This window comes from Mycolicibacter algericus DSM 45454 (genome assembly GCF_002086455.1).
Classification (GTDB): domain Bacteria; phylum Actinomycetota; class Actinomycetes; order Mycobacteriales; family Mycobacteriaceae; genus Mycobacterium; species Mycobacterium algericum.
The window spans coordinates 23192-43397 of the sequence record NZ_MVHC01000025.1; the positions used below are offsets into that span (position 1 = coordinate 23192).

The following is a 20206-nucleotide window of genomic DNA, read 5'->3' on the forward strand; positions in this document are numbered from 1 at the left end:
CCCTGGAAATACCGCCAAGGCAGTTGCGTTCCCTTGGCCCACCTACGGATTAATCGCACGTGAAACCCTTTCGCCGACCTCCCACAGCTTGTCGGGGTCGAGGTCCGAGACCGGCGTCCACGGCGCCGAGCCGGTGTGATCGAGACCCAGCATCGCAGCCAGCTCTGCAAAGCCGGGATGCTCGCTGACGCCTTTGAAGTTGCTCTTCCAGCAGCCGGCGATCATCAACTGCCCGGCATCGACTTTGAATTTGTACGGCGGGAACCTGCGCATGAACGGGTAGACAAACATCCCGCCGCCGGGGCGCTGACCGAAGAAGAGGTGGCAATAATCGCCCCTCGCCGGAAGCCGGCTGGTCTTCTGCACCAGCTCCAGAAGCCTGTGCAGGAAGGCGCGATCGGATTGGTCTTCGACCGCATCGACGAATTCCTCCGGCGCCCAGGGATCGGTGTCCCGACGGTCGAATTTGATCTTCAGCCCCTGGAACAGTCCGGTACCCGACGTAGCGGTCGCCGATGCTCGGCCCGTCAACCACACGCGGAGCCGCTCATCGTTCCCGGGCGAGTCTGCCGAGAAGGCTTCGTCGGCGCGGTTCGGCCGGGTTCGGGTGAGGCTGGTGATCGTGTCGTCGGAGGAGTACTGCGCCAGAATTGTGATGTCGTCTTTGCTGAACTCGTCGAGACGCGAGAGATGGTCTACCTCCCAGCCGAACTCGGATGCGAGGTCGAGTGTGTCCAGGCGGAACGATGTCGGGTCGGTCACTGCACTCCTTTTTCGATTGTGGTTGACGAAAACTGGACGGCCAAGCCATCGATCTGCTGCAGCAGGTCAGCCGGCCGCAGCGCCAAATCAAGGGCGTGGCAGTGGACCACGATGCCGGAGCGCCGCACGGTGTGTACGCTCACCGGTTCATTCCCCTTGGCGTAGACCAGATGTCCCTCCCCCAGCCCCAGGACGGTGCAGTACGCCAGCATCTGATAGAGGTCGGCGTTGGGGAATCCGTCGTAACGTTCGGCCTTGTATTTGGCGTCGATGACCGCCACCGGCACTCCATGCCTGCGGCACAGTAGGTCGGGGCGCATCGGAGCCTGACGTTCATCGTCGAGGTGCAGTGCCGCCTGCTGTTCACACCGCCATCCGGACGTTGTCAATGCCTCGGTGAGCGCGACCGTGACGAAATCCTCGAACACCCGCCACATGTCGAACATGTAGCCGGTGACCCGCAGACCTCCGACCCGGTGTTCGAAAGACTCGGCGGCGAGCACGATCTCTGCCAAGCGCAGCGCCGAATGGTAACGGGTGTTGAGCCGGCTCGGCTGCCAGCGCGGCAGGGCGGCACCGCGGGAGAGCACCGACACGTCGGCGAGGGTTCGCCGCAGCCGACGCAGCCGGCGCCTGGCCGTCTCGCTGATCCGCGGCACGGTCAGCAGCCGCAGCGCGGCGGCAAGCAGCAGCTGGTTCTCGGCGATGTCGACGGTGAAGTCGTCGTACTCCACCGCGACCGGCACCGGCAGGCCGTAGAGCCGGGTCATCTGCTCGGCGGCGAGCAGCCGCCCCCGCAGCACCGGCAGGGTGTCGCGGACCGTGCGGTAGCCCTGCAGCACTCCCTGGTCGACGGCGCGCGAGGCAAGCCGGCTGAAGGCTTCGGCGATGCCGGGCAGCAGTTCGTCGGCGCTGATGAGGTCGACCTGATCGTCGCGCCAGATCCGTTGGTCTTTGGCGTAGCCGATCAAGAACAGCAGCCGGTTCAGGTCGGTGATCTTGGGGCGGACGATGAGCTGGCGCTCCCCCACCGTGACCGCGCCGACCTTGCGCCCGGCGGCGACCTCGTAGCGGCCCGGGTCGAGCGTCGGGGTCACCGTGACCAGACTGAGCTGCTGGAATGCGCGGTACTCGCCACCGGTCAGCTCGACGGTCTGTGAATCGCCGCCCTCAGTGAGGGTCAGCGGCGGCGATGCTGTCATCGTGTTCCACAGTCGAGACGGCAGGCGGATAGGCGACGTCGACCCTGGCCTGCACCGCCTTTTCGATCGCTGCCAACCCGTATTGCGTTATCACATCCACCGAACGGTCGCCGTAGTGGTGTTCTTCCAGCAGCGGCAGGATGGCGGTGCGCCACACCCGTTCCAGCCCGCGCTCGCCACCGGCATAGACCGCCCGCCGCATGAAGTACGACGGTCCGATCTTGAAGTCTGCGTCATCGATGCGCGCGTTGAGCTCGTCGAGCAGATCAGCCACCTTGGCCGGGTGGCCGTTGTCGGCCAGCCACTTGCGCAGGATGCCGCTGGTGGGTTCCTCCGAGGGGTGCAGGGCCAGGAAGGCGAACCGGCGCCGCATCGCGGCGTCGACCAGAGCGATGGAGCGGTCAGCGGTGTTCATCGTGCCCAGGATGACGATGTTCTTCGGCAGCGTGAACGGTTCGGTGTCGTCGGAGGAGTACAGCAGGTCGATCGCTTTGTCGCGGTATTCCAGCAGGAAATACAGCTCGCCGAAGATCTTGGCGAGGTTGCCGCGGTTGATTTCGTCGATGATCAAAACGTAGACCGCGGTGGGGTTTTCGTTGGCCCGGTCCACTAGGGAGCGCAGCGGCCCGGGTTTGAGCGCGAACCCGACCTGCCCGTCGCTCTGCCCGGTGGGCCGATAGCCCTCGAAGAAGTCCTCGTAGGAATAGGCAGGGTGGAACTGGACGATCTTGACGTTGGGTTCGGTGGCCAGGTGGCGGGCAAGTTCCTGGGCGATGTAGGTCTTACCGGTACCCGGTGGGCCGTAGAAGATCAGCTGTGGGCGGTCGCGCAGCAGCTCGACGCATTCCTGCAGCCATGACCGGGGTACGTAAAGTCGTTCGGCCAGTTCGGCGGTGGCGTCCGGCAGGTGCATCCCGGCCGTGCCGGCCGGGGGCTGGCGCCGCTCGGCCAACGCGACCAAGGTATCGAGGTGCTGGCTCAGATCGAGCACCTCACCCTGGGCACCCAGGCGGGCTGCGACCTCATCGGGCAGCTCAGTCAGCGGCAGCGAGTTGTCGTACCACTTGACCGGGCGGCGCAGATTGGAGCGCCCGTCGCTGCTTTGGACGTACTCGGCATCCCCGGTGATGACTCCGAAATACACTCGGCCCTGGCTGACGGTGACGACGACGTCCTGGGGGTGCATCCGGTTGAGGAATGCCCCGAACTCGTCGAGCTTCTCCTGGCGCTGGGCGTAGCCAGAGGATCCGTAATCGTCGTCGACAATCGCTTTCAGTTCCTCGCGGCCGATGCCGGGCGCGACCGCGCGCAGCAGACTGCCGGCCAGCGAGATGGTGCTCTTGTGGCGCCAGATCGGCACCATGTCTTGGCCTTTGACGCCAGCGCCGTGGACTTTCCAGGCGCGCCGGACGGGGGGCTCGGGTTTCTTCAGCCAGCGTTCGATCCACGGTTTGGCGTAGAGGTCGACATGCCCGCCCTCGGCGTCGGTGATGGCCTCGTAAATTTGGGCGATATCGGCGTCGAGGTCCCCGGTCGGTGTCGCCAGGTATGTGCCGGCGAAACTGTCGCGCAGCAGCTTTCGGTGCTCGACGTTGACGACCGGCAAGTAGAAATGGGGGAAGGCCAGATACAGCAGCGACTGGCGTTGTGCCGCCTGACCGGTGGGGACGGCGTTGACCTCGTCGCGGAAGATCAGCGGATCGTCCAGTGCATCGACCTGCCGCTGCCCGGGCAGCGACTTGAAGTGGCGAGCGACCTCAATGAGGTAGACAATCTGCGCCCAGCGGTAAGTGGTGAAGGCTTGGCCTCCGTGGAACACACCACCGCCCGCGAGGGCAGCTTCGACATCCTCCGGCAGGCCCACCGGGTCGCCGCTCATTTTCAGCACGCTCTCGACCTGTTTGACCTTCAGCGCCCCGCCCAGGTTCTCAATGGGAAGTGTGTTGAGGATCAGCAGTTCGGCGAACAACTGCACGGCGGCCGGCGACGAGTCGGCCAATTGAAGCTGCAGCTTTTCGAAAAAGCCGCCGGGACCGGCGTTGGGCCGGTCCACATAATCGCGGGTCAACTCGTCCAGGTTCGCCATCGTCCAGATCGGCTGACCGGGTGTCAGCAGCGAATCGTCTTTGCCCAGACCCGAATCGATGATGCGCCGGCCGACGGCTTCGACCGCGACGGCGGCTCCACTGGCGAAGGTCCCAACCTCGTTCATCGCGCACCTGCTTTGCTCGTCATGCTCGGATCGTCCAGGGGCGACGTATACGGAACTCCGGTGCGCTCGGCGTCGGCCATTGCGTCGTAAACCTCCAGGATCAGTTTCTTGGTGCGGTATTCGCCGTGCTCGGCGATGTCCTTGCGCTTGACGATTGGAAACGTCTCCATGATGTAGTCGACGTCGTCGCGTTTGATGCCGTAGAGGTGGAAGAGGGCGGCGTCGAGTTCCGCGCGGACTTGGCGCCGAGACTCACACCCAGCTTGGCCATTAAGCCAGTCGACACGTGTAGCAACCCAATCAGACGTCTCCTGCGTCCCTGTCCATTCAGTTCGACGAGAGAAGTCGGAGGGCGCGAGAGCCGGAATCTGCATGAAGATGAAAAAATTCAAATGCGTTGAACTTTGCTTCTGCCGTACAACGAAGTCCAGCACAAAAGCCGAGAGGATCGCCTGAAGACATCGTTCCTCGACTCCAGCCTCGGACCCCAGCAGTATTAGCGGCGTTTGGTTTCCTACGGCAGCCCGCGGGAACATCGCTGCTATGCACGTGCGCTCATCCGTACTGCGGCTGATATCGCGCCATCCCAGCAGCCAGTCGCAACTGCGCTTACCGCCAAGCTTGGCGTCCACCTCCCTCTTGCCCACCCAATACCTCGGCATGACAACGAAGTCCGGGTCCTGCTTCTCTGCCAGCGTGACGTCGCGGACGGTACCGTCGCGCTCATACGTGGCCCAGCGGTGGTCGTAGTGGTGGATCATCTTCGCCTCGTACAGCGGCAGCATCCGCTCCTTACCTCGCTCGAACACGTTGCCGTTCAACACCCAGCCGTCGGCCTCCAACTCCTCGCGGGTGTGGAACAGGTGCGAGTCGTTGGACATGTCAAACATCCGCATGAACTTGATGCCCCAGGGGTTTCCGTCGGGGTCACCTTCGCGGATGAGCACCGGGACGCGGCGGTAGATGCCGAGGGTGATTTCGGCGTCGCGGCGGCTGCGGAACACCGGGCAGGTGCCGGTATTGGGGTTGAGCAGGGTGATCTCATCAGGGCTGAGCGTGAAGCGGACGTTCGGCCGTTGCAGATCGGTGGGGTCGTGGGCGAAGAACGCGAAGTCGGCTGCCGGTTCCCGGCTGTCGCGCCCGACCAGGGTGAGCAGGCAGAACTTGAAGCTGCGATGCACACCCTCGAAGAGCGGCTTGGCGTTTTCGAAGTCGTACAGGCTGGCGATCGACCCGTTGACGACCAGGTCTTTGAAAAAGTACTGGGTGGTGGCGTCGGTGGCGATGCCGGTGGGCAAGATGATGCCGAGCCGACCGGTGGCGGCGATCAGGTTGCGTTCGGCTTCGGCGAAGATCTGGTAGGTGTTGATGTCGCCGCGCCCGGTCAGCGGGTACCGGCCGGAGTTGCGCATGAAGTGCGAAACCCCTTCTGCGCGGCGTTTCTCCGCGGTAAAGGCCGCGTACAGGGCCGGGTTGTCGGCCGGCAGCTTGGCGATCAGCCGCTTGCGGGCCGCGGCGTTGGGTGCGGTAGCGATATCGGGGTCGCGGGCGGCGAAGAACTCTTGTTCTTGCAGTTTGACCCGCTCCCACGGCGGGTTGGAGAGCAGCACCGAGAACCCGCCGGCCCAGCCGGTGGCCGGGTTGATCATGTCCCCGGCCTCGGGCGTCACCGGAAACAGGTGGGGGAACTCCAGATGCCAGTGGAAGAACCGGTATTCGGCAGTTAGGCGTTCCACTTCGGCGCGGGAGGCCGCGCTGAGCGCGTCGGTGCCGTCGAGCAGCGCGGCAATGGTGTGCTGCGTCGGCGCGGTGGGTGCGCCGGGGGTTTGGGGCCAGACGAACGCCGCGCACCAGGCGTCGGCGGCCAGGTGTTGGCGCTGGTAGTCCGCCGAGTGGGTGTAGCTGTTCCAGCGTTTGCGTTGGACGTGCACATCGGCCAGCGACAGCGCCGGCGCGGAGACCACTTGTTGGACTTGCTCGGCGAGTTTGCCGGTAGCTGCAGCCATGTCGACGTCGAACAGGCCGGCTTGGGCGTTGCGTTCGGCCTTGTTCTGCTTGGCTACGGCGGCGGCGATCTTCTTGTCGTCGCCTTCGATCGGTTTGAACGCTTCGTCGGGAAGGCCGTCGGCAAGCAGTTTTGGGGTGGCGCCGACCAGGGCGTTGCCGACCTTGATCTGCGCGTCGAGGAAGGCCAGTGGCTTGCCGGGGTCGAGGGTTTCCATCCACAGCGACACCTTGGCCAGCTCGGCGGCCAGCGGGTTGACGTCGACGCCGTAGATGCAGCGGCCCACCACATCGCGCATCGCGGTGCGCACCGCCTCCGGGGCGGGCTCGGGGTCACCGGTGCGCAGGTGCGCCAGCCGTTTGGCGATGCGCCGGGCGGCGCCGACCAAGAAATGCCCGCTACCGCAGGCCGGGTCGCAGACGGTGACGTTCAGTAGTGCTGCTTGCGGGTCGTCGGTTTTCTGAGCGTCGTCGAGCACCGGGTCCAGCGCGGTGTCCAGCAGTGACTCCACCAGCGAGGTCGGGGTGTAGTAGCTGCCGGTGTCCTTGCGCTGGTTTCCCGACGACACTGCCAGCCGGTAGGTCTTGGTGGCCGGGTCCCAGGAGGGCATGAACTCCAGCAACGCCTCGTAGATGCTGCCGAGTTCCTCGGCACCTAGGTTGCGGTAGTCGACCACCCGCAAAGCCTGCGAGCCGGGTTCGCGCACCAGCGACAGCGAGCGCACCGCGGCCTGCAGGGCGGCGTTGCTCAATGCGCAGTCGGTGAGGAAATCCAGTTCGCCGTCCTCGTACAGCCCGCCGATGCCGGGCAGGCCGAGTTGCGTCAGCCCGTTCTCGTCCCCGAGGCCGCGCCAGACCAGGGTGAGCGCCTCCCAGCGGTCGCCGTAGCGGCCGCCGCGGCGGCGCCGGGAGATGCGGCGCAGCTTGTCGGTGGAGAAGTACTCCAGGTAGCGCTGCCGGGCGGTCGGGTCGGCGGCCGGGTCGAGCAGGACGCCGCGGTCTTCGGCGACGAAGGTGAACAGCAGCCGATAAACCACCCGCAGCAGCGCCTCGTGCACGTCGCGCACGGTCAGGCTGCCGTCAGCGAGATGCCCGCGCAGCACAGTGTTATCCGAGTGGGTGAGGAATCCGGTGCCCAGGGTCTGCAGGGCATCGACGACGCCGTCGCGCAGCAGGTTCAGGGCGCGGGAGCCGGTGTCCAGGGCGTCTTGGCGCCACTGCTCCAGCCAGCACGAGGCCGGGCCGATCTCGGGGTCGCGAACCTCCAGCCGGGATTGCTGGCACAGCAGGTACAGCAGCAGGAAGTCGGCGAACAGGTCGCCGTCGAAGATGGCTTCCAGATCGAATTCGACGTAGGCCGAACCGACCAGCGAGGTGGAGTCGCGCAGCAGTCGCAGCGTGGTGTCGTTGGCCAGCAGCGCCCACAGGTGCTCATCGGAGCGGTTGAGCAGTTCTTGGGTCATCGACTGTGGGGACGCACCAGCTGCGCCGGCCATGCCTTTGGTGCGGGTGTCCAGCGGCACCCGGCCCAGCAGGTGGATCGGCACCGCACCCCAGTGGTGGGAAACCGGGAAGCTGTGCTCCCCCACCCTGATACCGCCTTTGGGTGTGGTGGGCACCCGACCGTAGCCGAGTTGGTCGAGCAGCACCAGCAGGAACCGTTCCCGGGTCAAGGCGGTGGCGGCGTCGGTGTCGGGCAGCGCCGCCAGCGCCTCCCGGTAGGTGGTCCACGCCCCGCGCAGGTAGGCCCAGATCCGGTTGGCGGCGTCGGAGACCGATTCGCCGGCGGCCAGGTGATAGTCGTTGGAGGTGAGTCCGTCGACCCCGGTGCGGGCGGCCAGCCTGCCCAGCAGGTCGGCGGGCAGCAGTCCGCCTTGGATGCGCACGCCGACGAATGTCGAAGCGCTGTGGCTCATTTGCCCCCTCCCGCCGGTGGCACGAAGACGAACACGCCCAGCACGTCGGCGCCGGGTTCGACCGTCACCTTCAATCCGCGGACCACCTCGGCGGCGGCGCGGCGCACCCGGCGATGCGCGGCCAGCAGCCGCTCGGCCAGGAGTTGGCCGTGTTCGGCGAGATGCGCGGCGATGTCGGGCAGCCCGTCGAGGGCACGGCCCAAGAACTGTTCGGCTTGTGGCGCGGGCACGTTGCCGGACGGTGTCGCTGCCAGCAGCGGGGTGACCGCGTCCGGGTCGAGCCAATGAGCCTGGGCGGGTGCGCCTTCGAACGCCAGCGTGGCGGCGTCTTCGGCGACGAGTTGTCGGACGCCCGCGCGGGACGGCAGTTGCAGGTGAAATCGGTAGCGCACCAGCAGCAGCGTGGTGCGTGTGGTTACCGCGTCGGTGCGCACCACCGCGCAGCGTCGTGCCGGGCGCTGCTCGGCCGGCAGATTGGCGTCGAGCGCGGATTCCAGCACGTAGTGCGCGACGGCTTCCACCGAGGCGTCGGTGCGGTTCAGCACCGCCTCACCGCGGCGGACGGGTAGGTCTGTGGCGAAGTGCAGCGGATCGGTGCGTCCCGGTGGCAGCGCGTCGCGCAGTCCGAGGGGCAGCGGAGACAGCGTGGCGGTGAATCCGGTGTCGGCGGCGGTGACGGTGGAGCGCAGTGCCCGTAACGCCTGTTCGACGAACTCGGCGACTTGGGTGTTGGTGCCGAGTGTTTCGCGGGTGTCGCGCAGTTCGGCGGAGACTTCTTCGGGTTTGATGCCGTGCTGGGCGTATTTCGTTTGGGCGATCTTTTCCCGTTCGGCCGCCGATTCCCATTGGCCGTAGAGGGTGTCGCGTTGCTGTTGCACGTCGAGGTCCAGGCTGAGCTGTTCGGCGTCGCGGCCGCGCAGCAGCAGCCCTTCCATCAGGGCTTGCACCACGGCGTCGCTGTTGTCGGGGACCGGCACCGACACACCGGTGGCTTTGCGGATCGCGGCGTGTTTACGCAGCAGCACTTCCAGGACTAGGCCGTCGATCTGGTTGTCGCTGCCGTAGAGCATGACGGTGCGCACGGTGTCTGCGGTCTGACCGAATCGGTCGACTCGGCCTTCGCGCTGTTCGTGGCGGGTTGGGTTCCACGCCAGGTCGTAGTGCAGCACTGCCTGGAAGTTCTCCTGGAGGTTCACCCCTTCCGAGAGGCAGTCGGTGGCCACCAGCACGTGCCGGCCTTCGACGGCGGCCAGTTCCTCGATGCGGGCGATCCGCTCATCCGGCGGCAGCGTTCCGGTGACCGCCCGCACCGTCACATCCTTGCCAAGGGCGGTACTGAGTTGTTCGGCTACGTAGTCGGCGGTGTCGATGAAGCGGCAGAACACGATCGGGTCGCAGCCCAGCGCGAGCAGTTCCTTGACGCTCTTGACTGCGGCGGCGATCTTCTTGTCCGGCTTGCCTTCCAGTTTGGCCACCTCGGTGAGGAAGCCGCGCAGCCGCCGCGCTCTCGCGTCACCGGCGGCGGTGTCGATGTCAGCGCCGGGGGTGGTGTCGGCGGTGTCGATGACCTCGTCGTCGGTTTGGTCGAGGACGACGGCGCGGCCGATCGCGTCGGCTTCTTCTGGTGAGGCGGCCGCCGCGGCGGCGGCCCGGGTCCGCATAGTTTGCGCGGCGGCGCGCGGTGAGGAGGCCAGGGCGCGCAGCAGCGCCAATGCGGACCACCAGTTGACCCGCCGCGCCAGACCGCCGTCTTCGGTGCGGACGGTTTCGCGGGCGTGGTCGAGCACCTTGGTGAACAGCGCGTGGTACTCGCGGCTCAAGGTGTAGGGCACCTCGGTGGACAGCCGGTCTTTGGGGAACGGGGTGTCTTCGTCGAGGTAGCGGCGGATGTCGGCGCGGCGGCGCTGCACGAAGTGCTTGGCCAGCAGTTCGCGGCCTTTGCGTTGTTCCAAGTCGACAGTGGCCAGGTCGGGGTCGAGTAGGCCCAGCAGGTTGCGGAAAGTTTCCTCTTTGCCGCTGTGCGGGGTGGCGCTGGCCAGGATGAGGTGCCGGGTGGAGTCGGCGGCCAGTTCGCGCAGCAGTTCGTAGCGCTGGGTGCGCCCGCTTCCGGTGCTGGTGGAGTCAGCCACACAGGTGTGCACCTCGTCGACGATCACCAGATCCGGGCAGGTACGCATGAATTCGTAGCGCCGCCGCGCGCCCTTGATGAAGTCGGTGGAAACCACGGTGATCGGGTACCGCTCGAAGATCGACTCCGCGCCGATCCGGCCGCGCTCCAGCCGCCGCACTGTGCTGGGCAGTACCAGTTCGGCTTCCAATCCGAATTTGCTGCGCAGCTCACCTTGCCATTGCTCAGCTAAGGCAGGGCTGCACAGTACCGTCAGGCCGCGGGCATCACCGACTTTGAGCAGCTCGGTGGCTACCAGGCCGGCTTCGATGGTCTTGCCGATACCGACATCATCGGCGATCAACAACCGCACCACGTCCTGGCGCAACGCCATCATCAGCGGAACCAGCTGGTAGGCACGCGGTTCCACCGCGATCGACGCCAGGCTGCGGAACGGACCGGCGGTAGAGCGGAATCCGATCCGCAAAGCACTGCGCAGCAGGGAGGCGCTCAGGTGATCACCGAGGTCGTCGGGTTGCGGCGGTGGGAAGGTGGCCGGGCTGACCCCCTCGCTGACCAGGACGCCGGCGATGTCGTCGTCGATACCGCCGATCGGGCGCAACACCAGGAAGTCGGCGGTGCTCTCGGGCAGCACCACCCATTCGCGGCCGCGTGCCGTCACCAGATTGCCGGGAGCGAATCCCACTGCTACACCCTTCCTTCACCGAACACGTAGGAGTGACGCCGCACTTGGGTCAGCCAGTCCTCGCCGGGATGCAGCCATAGTGCCGAATAGCCGGCATTCATCAACGCGTCTTCGACCTCGCCGGCATCACCGCGCGGCCCGGACTCAACGAAAACTGCTAGGCCGGCGTCGGCACCCTGAAATACGAAATGGGCAGTGATGCCGGCGATTGTTTCGCGCACACCGTTGGGCAGCGCAAACTCATGGCTGATGAGCAGGTCGATGAAGTCGCGTTCCAATTCCGAATCACACTGTGCGCGAAGCTGTTCAGCCTGATCCCCATGCGACTGCTCTGCGGTGGCCGCGGTGGTGGTGGCTAAAGCGAGGTCCAACAGCAGATCCCGCACCGCGTGCCGATCGATGACGTCGTGCTCGTACTGGTTGGCATAGGACAGCAGGCAGTCGTAGCAGGCTTTTTCGCACCGTTCCCGCGCACCGTCGGCGCTGCCGACGTCGTTGCCGTCAGGGGTGAAGTGGATGATCTGCAGGGCTCTGCGGGCTGCGCTGGCCAGCGCGTCGGGCTCGGAGTGCAGTCGGCGCAGCACCCCGGCGCCGCCCTCGGCGGATTCGGTGAACAGCATTCGGCCGCGCTCGGCATCATCAGGCAGCGCTTCGCTGGACAGTTCGGAGTCCTCCAACTGGAACTCGGCTTCCATGCCGCGCTCCAGGGCGTACCGCAGGCTGGTGGCGACCTGCACCGATACCGGCGAGGCCAGTCGCAGCACCAGGATGTTGCGGGTGTCCTCGACATACGGGATCACCTTGTGCTTGGTCGGTACGTCGGCGGCATCACCGAGCCCATCATCTTGGGGGGTGGCATCCTCGGCGGCTTTCTCACTGAGCCAATCGCCTTTGACAGTGTCCAGCCAGTAACCAAGCTCGTTGGGATTCTTACGACGGCGCCGGCCTACGTTGGTGACCCGTACGGTCGCGGTGTCGCCGTAGCTCAGCGTCGCCAACTCGTGGCCGTCCACCGCCGATGCTGTTGCATCCAGCCGGCCCAAGCGTGGCCCATGTTGACTGAACCGGTAGGACGTGCGCAGCTCGAACCCGGCCCGTCGGCGCTCTTCCTCGTCGCTGGAGATGCGTTCGCGGCGACGGGTGAACACCGTCTGCATACGCATCAGACCATGCTGCGGCTGTCCCAGCGCCACACCACAGTTCTCGCACACGTCGAGGCCCGCACGACGTACATGGTGGTAGGCGCAGACTTCGCAGCGGTAAGCGTCCTGCAGCTCGACGGTTCCGATACCGCCGGCGGTCATCGGCACCTGGATGCGTTTGACCTCGTAGCGCGCACCCTCGTGGTAGATGACCGCGCCTGGCCCGAACTCGCTGATCGCCAGGAAGCGCGGCCGCTGCAGATAATCCCCTCCCTCGCCGCGCCCGGCACTTTGGCGGGCGCCGGGAATGTAGGCGGCCAGCGGCAGGCGCGGAAAGTTGTAGCCGGGCAGAAACCCTTCGGAGGCGAAGTAGCGGTAGGTGTAGAAATCCGAAAACGCTTGGTCGCTGTCCTCGTTGCGGAGCAGCCGCAACTGGCCTTCGGCGTCGCGGCGGCGTGCTTCGGCGGCCTCCCGTGCACGTTTGGGCACCGTCGGATCCAAGATAATCCGGTTCTGTTCCTTCTGGTCATCCAGCGCCGCCCGGTACAGCTCCCGCCACCGCTCGCAGGCTCGGCTGAACTGGCTTTCGGCATTGGCGATCACGGCTTGCGCCCAGCCGTCGTACCACCATGCGGTGCGCTGCAGCTCGTCGGCGAGCGGCGCCATGAGTTCCATGGCGCGTTCGGTGGCGCGCCGCACCGCATCCGGATCTGCCAGCGCACGTTGCAGGTCCGCCGCCAGCGGCATGCCTTCTGCATCGAGGTCGAGTAACTGCGGCATCCGGGTGTGCAGGCTCGCCCGGGTCTCGGCCAGCCACAGCGCGTGCAGATGGGAAGCCAGCAGCGCCTCGTTGGTGAGGTCCAGCCGCGGTGCTGCCACCGAGCCGGCCACCATGTCCTCGGAGCGCCGGAAGTAGTACTGGTCGTGTGCGTTTCCGGTGGCGCAGTAGGTGGTGACCAGTGCGGGCTGCCCGGATCGGCCGGCACGGCCGCTGCGCTGGGCGTAGTTCGCCGGCGTCGGTGGAACGTTGCGCATCATCACCGCGTTGAGGCTGGCGATATCCACGCCGAGCTCCATTGTCGGCGAGCAGTACATCACCTTGAGATCGCCCTTGCGGAACTGTTTTTCGCGTCCCTCACGGTCGGCCGCCGACACCTGCGCGGTGTGTTCCCTCGCGTGCATGCCACCGAGGTCGGCCGCGGTATTGCGGTACAAGTCGAGGAAGAATGGGTTGACTCTGGTCCCCTGGTCGGGGTCGAATCCGCGTCGCAGCGGATCGGGCGCGCCGTGTTGTCCATCGCTGGCTGTCCAGATCACAGCGGAGGCTTTGAGCCGGTAGTTGGTGCCGGTTGTCCCCGGCAGATCCACGGTCGTCAGTAGGCCCGCGCGGTCGAGGGTGGCCAGCAGGTCTTCGATGACCTTCTGCGCGTCGGCACCGTCGAGTTGATCGCCGTTGAGCGTCAAGCCGCTGCGTTCGCGGATGTAGCGGCCCACCGCCGACCGCCCTGTCATCCGGAAGTCGACGCGAAGGGTGCCCCGCTGCCCGGAGACCGTCGATACCGTGCCGGGACGCGGCCGCGGTTCGTACGGCGGGATCGCCCACAGCCCGGCCAGGTGCTGATCGGACTGCCGCTTGACCCGGTCGAAACCATCGTCGGTCAGACATTCGACATCGACGGCTAGCTCACGGCGGAACTCATCAAGAATGATGCGGCACAATTCTTCTCGCTGCCCTGCGTGGGCATCGCGTAACGGTGGGTACGTCTTGTCCCAGAGCGCGGCATCGGCGGCGATCTCGGTCAGCGATTCATACCCGATGCGCAGCAGCCCGGTCTGCTCCAGGTTCGGCATCGTCACCCGCCAGCCGCGCTGCAGGTCGACATACAGCCGGTATTCGATGAACTCCTTGAACGCGCGCTCCGCCGCAGTCCGCGCCCCGTAGACGGCGTCCGGATTGGCGGCATAGTCGGCGAACGGCAAGCCCAGGGCCGCCACCACCCGTTCGGCGACATCGTCGTGGCGCAGCGAGCCTTTCTGCACCGCCCGCTGCAGTGCACCGCGCAGCTGGGTCATCTGCACGAAGTCGTTGAAATGGCCGGTCTGCAGGCTTGCGTCCTGGCGGTTGTCGACGAACGTCAGCAGCTTGCGCGCCTCTGGGCTGAGCTCGGATTCGGGGATCTTGTCCAACGACCGCACGATCGAAGTGCTCAGCACCGAAACCGCTGAGCTGCGCCCCTCCATGTCCAAGGTGGCCAGCTTGGCGAAGTCACTTCCGCGGGCCTGTTCGTAGGAGACCTTGCAGCGCAGGCAGAACCGGAACGGTGCCGGCACGAACGCCGCTTCCACGCCGCCACCGCCGGTGACCTCGTTGCCACCCACATCGACCCGGATGCGCCGCGGCAGATATTGCTTGCGGCGGTCGATGATCTCGCCGTCGATCAACCACGAATCCGGCAGCCGCCCCTCCAGCAGCGGGTCGACCGGCCACGGCTGATCGGTGGAGATGTAAAGGTAGCCGTTCGCCTGATCACCACCACTGGCGTCGCGGTCCCGCCTCGCCCGGTAGACCGCCTCGCTGCCGAGGGTGGAGCGGGCGACCACCAGATATTCCTGCCCGCACTCGCGGCAGAACGCGAGCGGCATCAACAGCTGATCCGGATGATCTGGGACCGTCACCTGATACTGCGAGGTGATGTGGCGTCGCTGTTCCTCCTCGATCGATACATAAACCGTGTCGCCCTTGGACAAGAACTGATGCAGCCGGAACGCGAATAACGGTCGGCGCGTTGTCGGATGCGCGACAGCCGATCCGGCCAACAATGTGGCCCGGATGGCCTGTTCGCACGCGTCGACGGTGCGGCCGGTCCGGGCGGCCAGCCGCGCGGCTGAGTCATGCACCCGCGCCGGCCGCTGCCGGATCACCTGCCCAGACTGCGGTTCGGTGGTCAGCCCGAACGTGGTCTCGATCCAGGTCGCCAGCGGGGAGGAAGCCAGCTTCTGGTAGTCCCCAGTTGCACCGCCGTGGCGCACCTCGCGGGTCAGCCCGTCGACGTCGCCGGGATCGCCGACGGTGGCCCGGTCCAGCGTCTCCCCGATCACCCGGTCCGCGGTGACCTCGGTCCCAAACAATGCGGTGGCAACCTCGGCAACCACCCGCCGCTGGTCTTCCAGAGTGCCGCCGCTGGCCATCGTCGCCGAGGTGCCGATGCACTGCAGCTGTGGGGACCGACAGGCACCGCGCACGCGTCGCACCAGCATGGCGACGTCGGCACCCTGGCGACCCCGGTAGGTGTGCAGTTCGTCGAGGACCAGGAACGGCAAGCCCTCGGCTGCTCCGACCAGCCGGCGACGCTCCTCGGGGCGGGTGAGCATCAGTTCCAGCATCACGTAGTTGGTGAGCAGGATGTCGGGAGGGTTGCGCAGGATCTCGGCGCGCCGCTCGTCCTTTTCCTGGCCGGTGTAGCGGGCGAACGTCACCGGCTCGTTGCCCTCGCCGTAGCCGTAGCGCAGGAACTTCTCCAGCTCTCCCACTTGACTGTTGGCCAGCGCGTTCATCGGGTAGACGATGATCGCCTTCACCCCGGGCCGGCGAGGCTCCTGCCGCAGGACGTGGTCCACGATCGGGATGATGTAGGCCAGCGACTTGCCCGACCCGGTGCCCGTAGTCAGCACATAGCTTTTGCCGGATCGGGCGGTTTCGATCGCCTCCCGTTGATGGCGGTGCAGCGTAATCGGTGTGGTTCCGGCATCGGAGATGTCGCGTTTGGGGCGGAAGATTTTCGCGCACTCGGGGTGCAGCAGGTTTTCGGCGACCAGCTCGTCGATCGACCCGCCGGAGGCGAACATCGGGTTTAGTGACAACCACGGCTCGGGCCACTGCGTCTGGCGCGCCAGCTCGTCTTGGACATGCTGGCTGACTCGCGGGTCACGCGGCTCGATGGCACTGGTGGTGAACAGCCGGTAGTCGTCGATCAGATCTTGGTGTACGCGGAAGATGTCCATGGCGATCAGCTAGCGACGATCAACGGGACGGGCCGCATCGTCGTCGTCAACGCGCCAGCGACTCCATATCGGTACTCACCCAACAGAAACCCTTTCCGACCAGCGTGCCCGTGCTGGTAAAAGAAACATACCGGGGGCTAACGACATTCACGGCCGACTCGGCGAAGGCGACTCATCAGGGCAGTAGGCACAGCGGCAGCGCTCACTGCATCGGAACGTCACCGGCCAGGTCGGCCACGTCGCCGTCGTCGTGGGTGAGCGACTTGACGCCTTCACCTCCATCCACCGCGGCCGGGATGTAGTCCGTGAGCGGATTGGCAGGCGCCCCGTCTCCCCTTGCTGCAATCCAACGCTCGAACCCAGCGAGGATATCCACCGCTGCTGAATTGGATATACTCACCGGATGACGAAGCGGCTGATTGATGTGGATGACGACAAGCTCGAGCAGGTGCGGCTATTGCTCGGGACGTCGACGGCCAAAGCGACGGTGAACGGGGCCCTGGCGGAGGTGTTGGCGCTCGCCGAGCGCCGTAAGGCCCTGCTGCACCCTGAGGTTCTAGCGGGCAGCGTGGATCTGGCCGCGGACGAGCAGCGAAGGTCCGCGTGGGGTTAGGAGCCTATTTTCTCGGCGACACCTCCGCCGTCGCTCGTGTGACCAAGCCGCAGGTGGCGCAGCGGCTCATCCCGCTGATCGAGGCCGGACTGGTGGCCCGGTGCACCATCACCGACCTGGAGGCTGGGGTCAGCGCGCGCAACGGGCGAGACTGGAAACGCACCAGGCACGTTCGGTCGTCCTGGCCTCAGGCGATGATCGATCAGGACGTGATGGACCGTGCATTCGAGGTGCAGGGGGCGCTCGCTGTGGAAGGTCTACACCGCACGGTGAAGCTCGGCGATCTGCTCATCGCCGCCGCAGCCGAACGTGCCCGGCTCGTGGTGCTGCACTACGACCATGATTTCGATCGGATAGCGACGGTCACCGGTCAGCCCACGGAATGGGTGGCACCACCCGGAACCGTCGATTAGGCGGTTGGCGAATTATCCTCGGCCGCGGGTTAGAAATCGTCCAACCGTCTACTTCTAGCGTCCGGTATGACTTGCGTAGGCGCCAGCCAGGCTAGGTCGCCACCCGTCGTCGTCACCTTCCAGAATTCCCAGCCGCCGGTTGCCATGCCAGGGACTGTATCGAGGGCGTCTGACATCTGACGCCGACCATGGCCACCAAGTGAGGCGAACCTTACTTTATACAGGACACGCGTACTGTTAGGGTTTACGACGCCCGTCGGCGCGGACCCGTCGATGGAGGAGAACTCGATCTCGGGGAGTTGAAGTGACCAGCAAAGATTCGGTGAATTCGTTCGGAGCCCGCGACACCTTGACGGTGGGTGACGACGAATATCAGATCTACCGCCTCGACGCCGTCCCCGGCACCGAGAAACTCCCCTACAGCCTCAAGGTGCTGGCCGAAAACCTGCTGCGCACCGAGGACGGCGCCAACATCACCAAAGACCACATCAACGCGATCGCCAACTGGGACCCGGCCGCCGAGCCCAGCGTCGAGATCCAGTTCACCCCGGCCCGGGTGGTCATGCAGGACTTCACCGGCGTGCCCTGCATCGTCGACCTGGCCACCATGCGCGAAGCCGTGGCGGCCCTCGGCGGTGACCCCGCGAAGGTCAACCCGCTGGCGCCGGCCGAGCTGGTGATCGACCACTCCGTGATCCTGGACGTATTCGGCCGCGCCGACGCCTTCGAGCGCAACGTGGAGCTGGAGTACCAGCGCAACGGCGAGCGCTACCAGTTCCTGCGCTGGGGCCAGGGCGCCTTCGACGACTTCAAGGTCGTTCCGCCGGGCACCGGCATCGTGCACCAGGTCAACATCGAGTACCTGGCCCGCACCGTGATGGTGCGCGACGGGATCGCGTATCCGGACACCTGCGTGGGCACCGACAGCCACACCACCATGGTCAACGGCCTTGGCGTGCTGGGCTGGGGCGTCGGTGGCATCGAGGCGGAGGCCGCCATGCTGGGCCAGCCGGTGTCGATGCTGATCCCGCGAGTGGTCGGGTTCAAGCTGACCGGTGAGATCAAGCCGGGCGTGACCGCCACCGACGTGGTGCTGACCGTCACCGACATGCTGCGCCGCCACGGCGTGGTCGGCAAGTTCGTCGAGTTCTACGGCAAGGGCGTGGCCGAAGTACCGCTGGCCAACCGCGCCACACTGGGCAACATGAGCCCCGAATTCGGTTCCACCGCAGCGATCTTCCCGATCGATGCCGAGACGATCAACTACCTGCGGCTGACCGGGCGCAGCGAGCAGCAGCTGGCGCTGGTGGAGGCCTACGCCAAGACGCAGGGCATGTGGCACGACCCGGCCCGCGAGCCGGCGTACTCGGAATACATCGAGCTGGACCTGGGCACCGTCGTGCCGTCGATCGCCGGGCCGAAGCGCCCGCAGGACCGCATCGAGCTCTCTGACGCGAAAACCGCGTTCCGCAAGGACATTCACAACTACGTGGGTGAGGACAGCGACGCCCCGCACAGTCAGCTCGACGACGCCGTGGCGCAAACCTTCCCGGCATCGGACCCCGCGGTGCTGTCGTTCGCCGACGACGATGCCGACGAGCCCTCGGCAGCGCAGAACTGCGACGGACGGCCCAGCAAGCCGGTCAAGGTGTCCTCGGCCGAACGCGGCAACTTCACCCTGGACCACGGTGCCGTCGTCGTCGCCGGCATCACCTCGTGCACCAACACCTCCAACCCGGAGGTGATGCTGGGTGCGGCGCTGCTGGCCAAGAAGGCGGTCGAGAAGGGCCTGACGTCCAAGCCGTGGGTCAAGACCAACATGGCGCCGGGCTCGCAGGTGGTGACCGACTACTACAACAAAGCCGGTCTGTGGCCGTATCTGGAGAAGCTGGGCTTCTACCTGGGCGGCTACGGCTGCACCACCTGCATCGGCAACACCGGGCCGCTGCCCGAGGAGATCTCGAAGGCCATCAACGACAACGACTTGTCGGTGACGGCGGTGCTGTCGGGTAACCGCAACTTCGAGGGCCGCATCCAGCCGGACGTGAAGATGAACTACCTGGCATCGCCGCCGCTGGTCATTGCCTACGCCATCGCCGGCACCATGGACTTCGACTTCGAGACCCAACCGCTGGGGCGCGACTCCGACGGCAACGACGTCTTCTTGAAGGACATCTGGCCCTCCACCGCCGAGATCCAGGAGACCATCGCCTCCTCGATCGACCGCGACATGTTCACCAAGTCCTACGCCGACGTCTTCAAAGGCGACGAGCGCTGGCGCTCGCTGCCGACGCCGGAGGGCAACACCTTCGCCTGGGACGAGAAGTCGACCTACGTGCGCAAGGCACCGTATTTCGACGGCATGCCCGCCGAGCCGGCACCGGTGGCCGATATCACCGGCGCGCGAGTGCTTGCGCTGCTGGGAGATTCAGTCACCACCGACCACATCTCCCCCGCCGGCGCGATCAAGAAGGGCACCCCGGCCGCGCAGTACCTCGAGGCCAACGGGGTCAGCCCCCGCGACTACAACTCGCTGGGATCGCGGCGCGGCAACCACGAGGTGATGATCCGCGGCACGTTCGCCAACATCCGGCTGCGCAACCAGCTCCTCGACGATGTCTCCGGCGGATACACCCGCGACTTCACCCAAGAGGGTGGCCCGCAGGCCTTCATCTTCGACGCCGCGCAGAACTATGCGGCGCGCAACATTCCGCTGGTCGTGCTGGGCGGCAAGGAGTACGGCTCCGGATCGTCGCGGGACTGGGCCGCCAAGGGCACCGTGCTGTTGGGGGTGCGTGCGGTGATCACCGAGTCGTTCGAGCGCATCCACCGTTCCAACCTGATCGGTATGGGGGTGATCCCGCTGCAGTTCCCCGCCGGTGAGTCCGCGGCGTCGCTGAAGCTGGACGGCACCGAGGTCTTCGACATCACCGGCATCGAGGAGCTCAACTCCGGCAAGACACCGAAGACGGTAAAGGTCACTGCCACCAAGGCTGATGGATCTCGTACGGTGTTTGACGCGGTGGTGCGCATCGACACCCCGGGCGAGGCCGACTACTACCGCAACGGCGGCATCCTGCAGTACGTGCTGCGCAACATGCTCAGGTCGAAGTAACCGGCGTAGGCG

Annotated in this window: 10 protein-coding genes; 3 read left to right on the forward strand and 7 right to left on the reverse strand. The window is 66.0% G+C overall.

Going from position 1 to position 20206, the window contains the following annotated elements; translation table 11 throughout:
* Window positions 1–42: 42 nt before the first annotated feature.
* The 7 genes from BST10_RS23910 to BST10_RS23365 form a co-directional block, all read right to left on the reverse strand.
* Window positions 43–762 (reverse strand): hypothetical protein, encoded by a 720-nt coding sequence (locus BST10_RS23910; protein WP_235673608.1) that lies wholly within the window; start codon window positions 760–762, stop codon window positions 43–45.
* Window positions 759–1964, reverse strand: a complete 1206-nt coding sequence (locus BST10_RS17820) for an McrC family protein (protein ID WP_083039514.1) — start codon at window positions 1962–1964, stop codon at window positions 759–761. Before BST10_RS17820 ends, BST10_RS23910 begins: the two co-directional genes overlap by 4 nt.
* A complete protein-coding gene (locus BST10_RS17825; RefSeq protein ID WP_083039515.1) occupies window positions 1933–4176 on the reverse strand; it encodes an McrB family protein in 2244 nt (747 codons plus the stop codon). Before BST10_RS17825 ends, BST10_RS17820 begins: the two co-directional genes overlap by 32 nt.
* Window positions 4173–8096 (reverse strand): Eco57I restriction-modification methylase domain-containing protein, encoded by a 3924-nt coding sequence (locus BST10_RS17830; RefSeq protein WP_083039517.1) that lies wholly within the window; start codon window positions 8094–8096, stop codon window positions 4173–4175. Before BST10_RS17830 ends, BST10_RS17825 begins: the two co-directional genes overlap by 4 nt.
* Window positions 8093–10909, reverse strand: coding sequence for a helicase-related protein (locus BST10_RS17835; RefSeq protein ID WP_083039519.1), 2817 nt, complete (start codon window positions 10907–10909; stop codon window positions 8093–8095). The genes BST10_RS17830 and BST10_RS17835 overlap by 4 nt, the downstream gene beginning before the upstream one ends.
* Before the next feature lie 2 nt (window positions 10910–10911).
* Window positions 10912–16053: a DEAD/DEAH box helicase gene (locus BST10_RS17840; protein ID WP_083039521.1), complete on the reverse strand. Its 5142-nt coding sequence runs from the start codon at window positions 16051–16053 to the stop codon at window positions 10912–10914.
* A 202-nt stretch (window positions 16054–16255) separates the two neighbouring features.
* The gene (locus tag BST10_RS23365) at window positions 16256–16429 is read right to left on the reverse strand and encodes a hypothetical protein (protein WP_163762334.1); all 174 of its coding nucleotides are present in this window, start codon (window positions 16427–16429) and stop codon (window positions 16256–16258) included.
* Between the two features lie 27 nt (window positions 16430–16456).
* On the opposite strand from BST10_RS23365, the gene BST10_RS17845 reads away from it, so the two are divergent.
* The 3 genes from BST10_RS17845 to BST10_RS17855 all read left to right on the forward strand — a co-directional run bounded on the left by BST10_RS17845 (window position 16457) and on the right by BST10_RS17855 (window position 20194).
* The gene (locus BST10_RS17845; RefSeq protein WP_083039523.1) at window positions 16457–16666 is read left to right on the forward strand and encodes a type II toxin-antitoxin system VapB family antitoxin; all 210 of its coding nucleotides are present in this window, start codon (window positions 16457–16459) and stop codon (window positions 16664–16666) included.
* A gap of 53 nt (window positions 16667–16719) precedes the next feature.
* Window positions 16720–17079 (forward strand): PIN domain nuclease, encoded by a 360-nt coding sequence (locus BST10_RS17850; RefSeq protein WP_205277397.1) that lies wholly within the window; start codon window positions 16720–16722, stop codon window positions 17077–17079.
* A gap of 322 nt (window positions 17080–17401) precedes the next feature.
* Complete coding sequence (locus tag BST10_RS17855; RefSeq protein WP_083039557.1) at window positions 17402–20194, forward strand: aconitate hydratase; 2793 nt, start codon at window positions 17402–17404, stop codon at window positions 20192–20194.
* The last annotated feature ends 12 nt before the right edge of the window (window positions 20195–20206 follow it).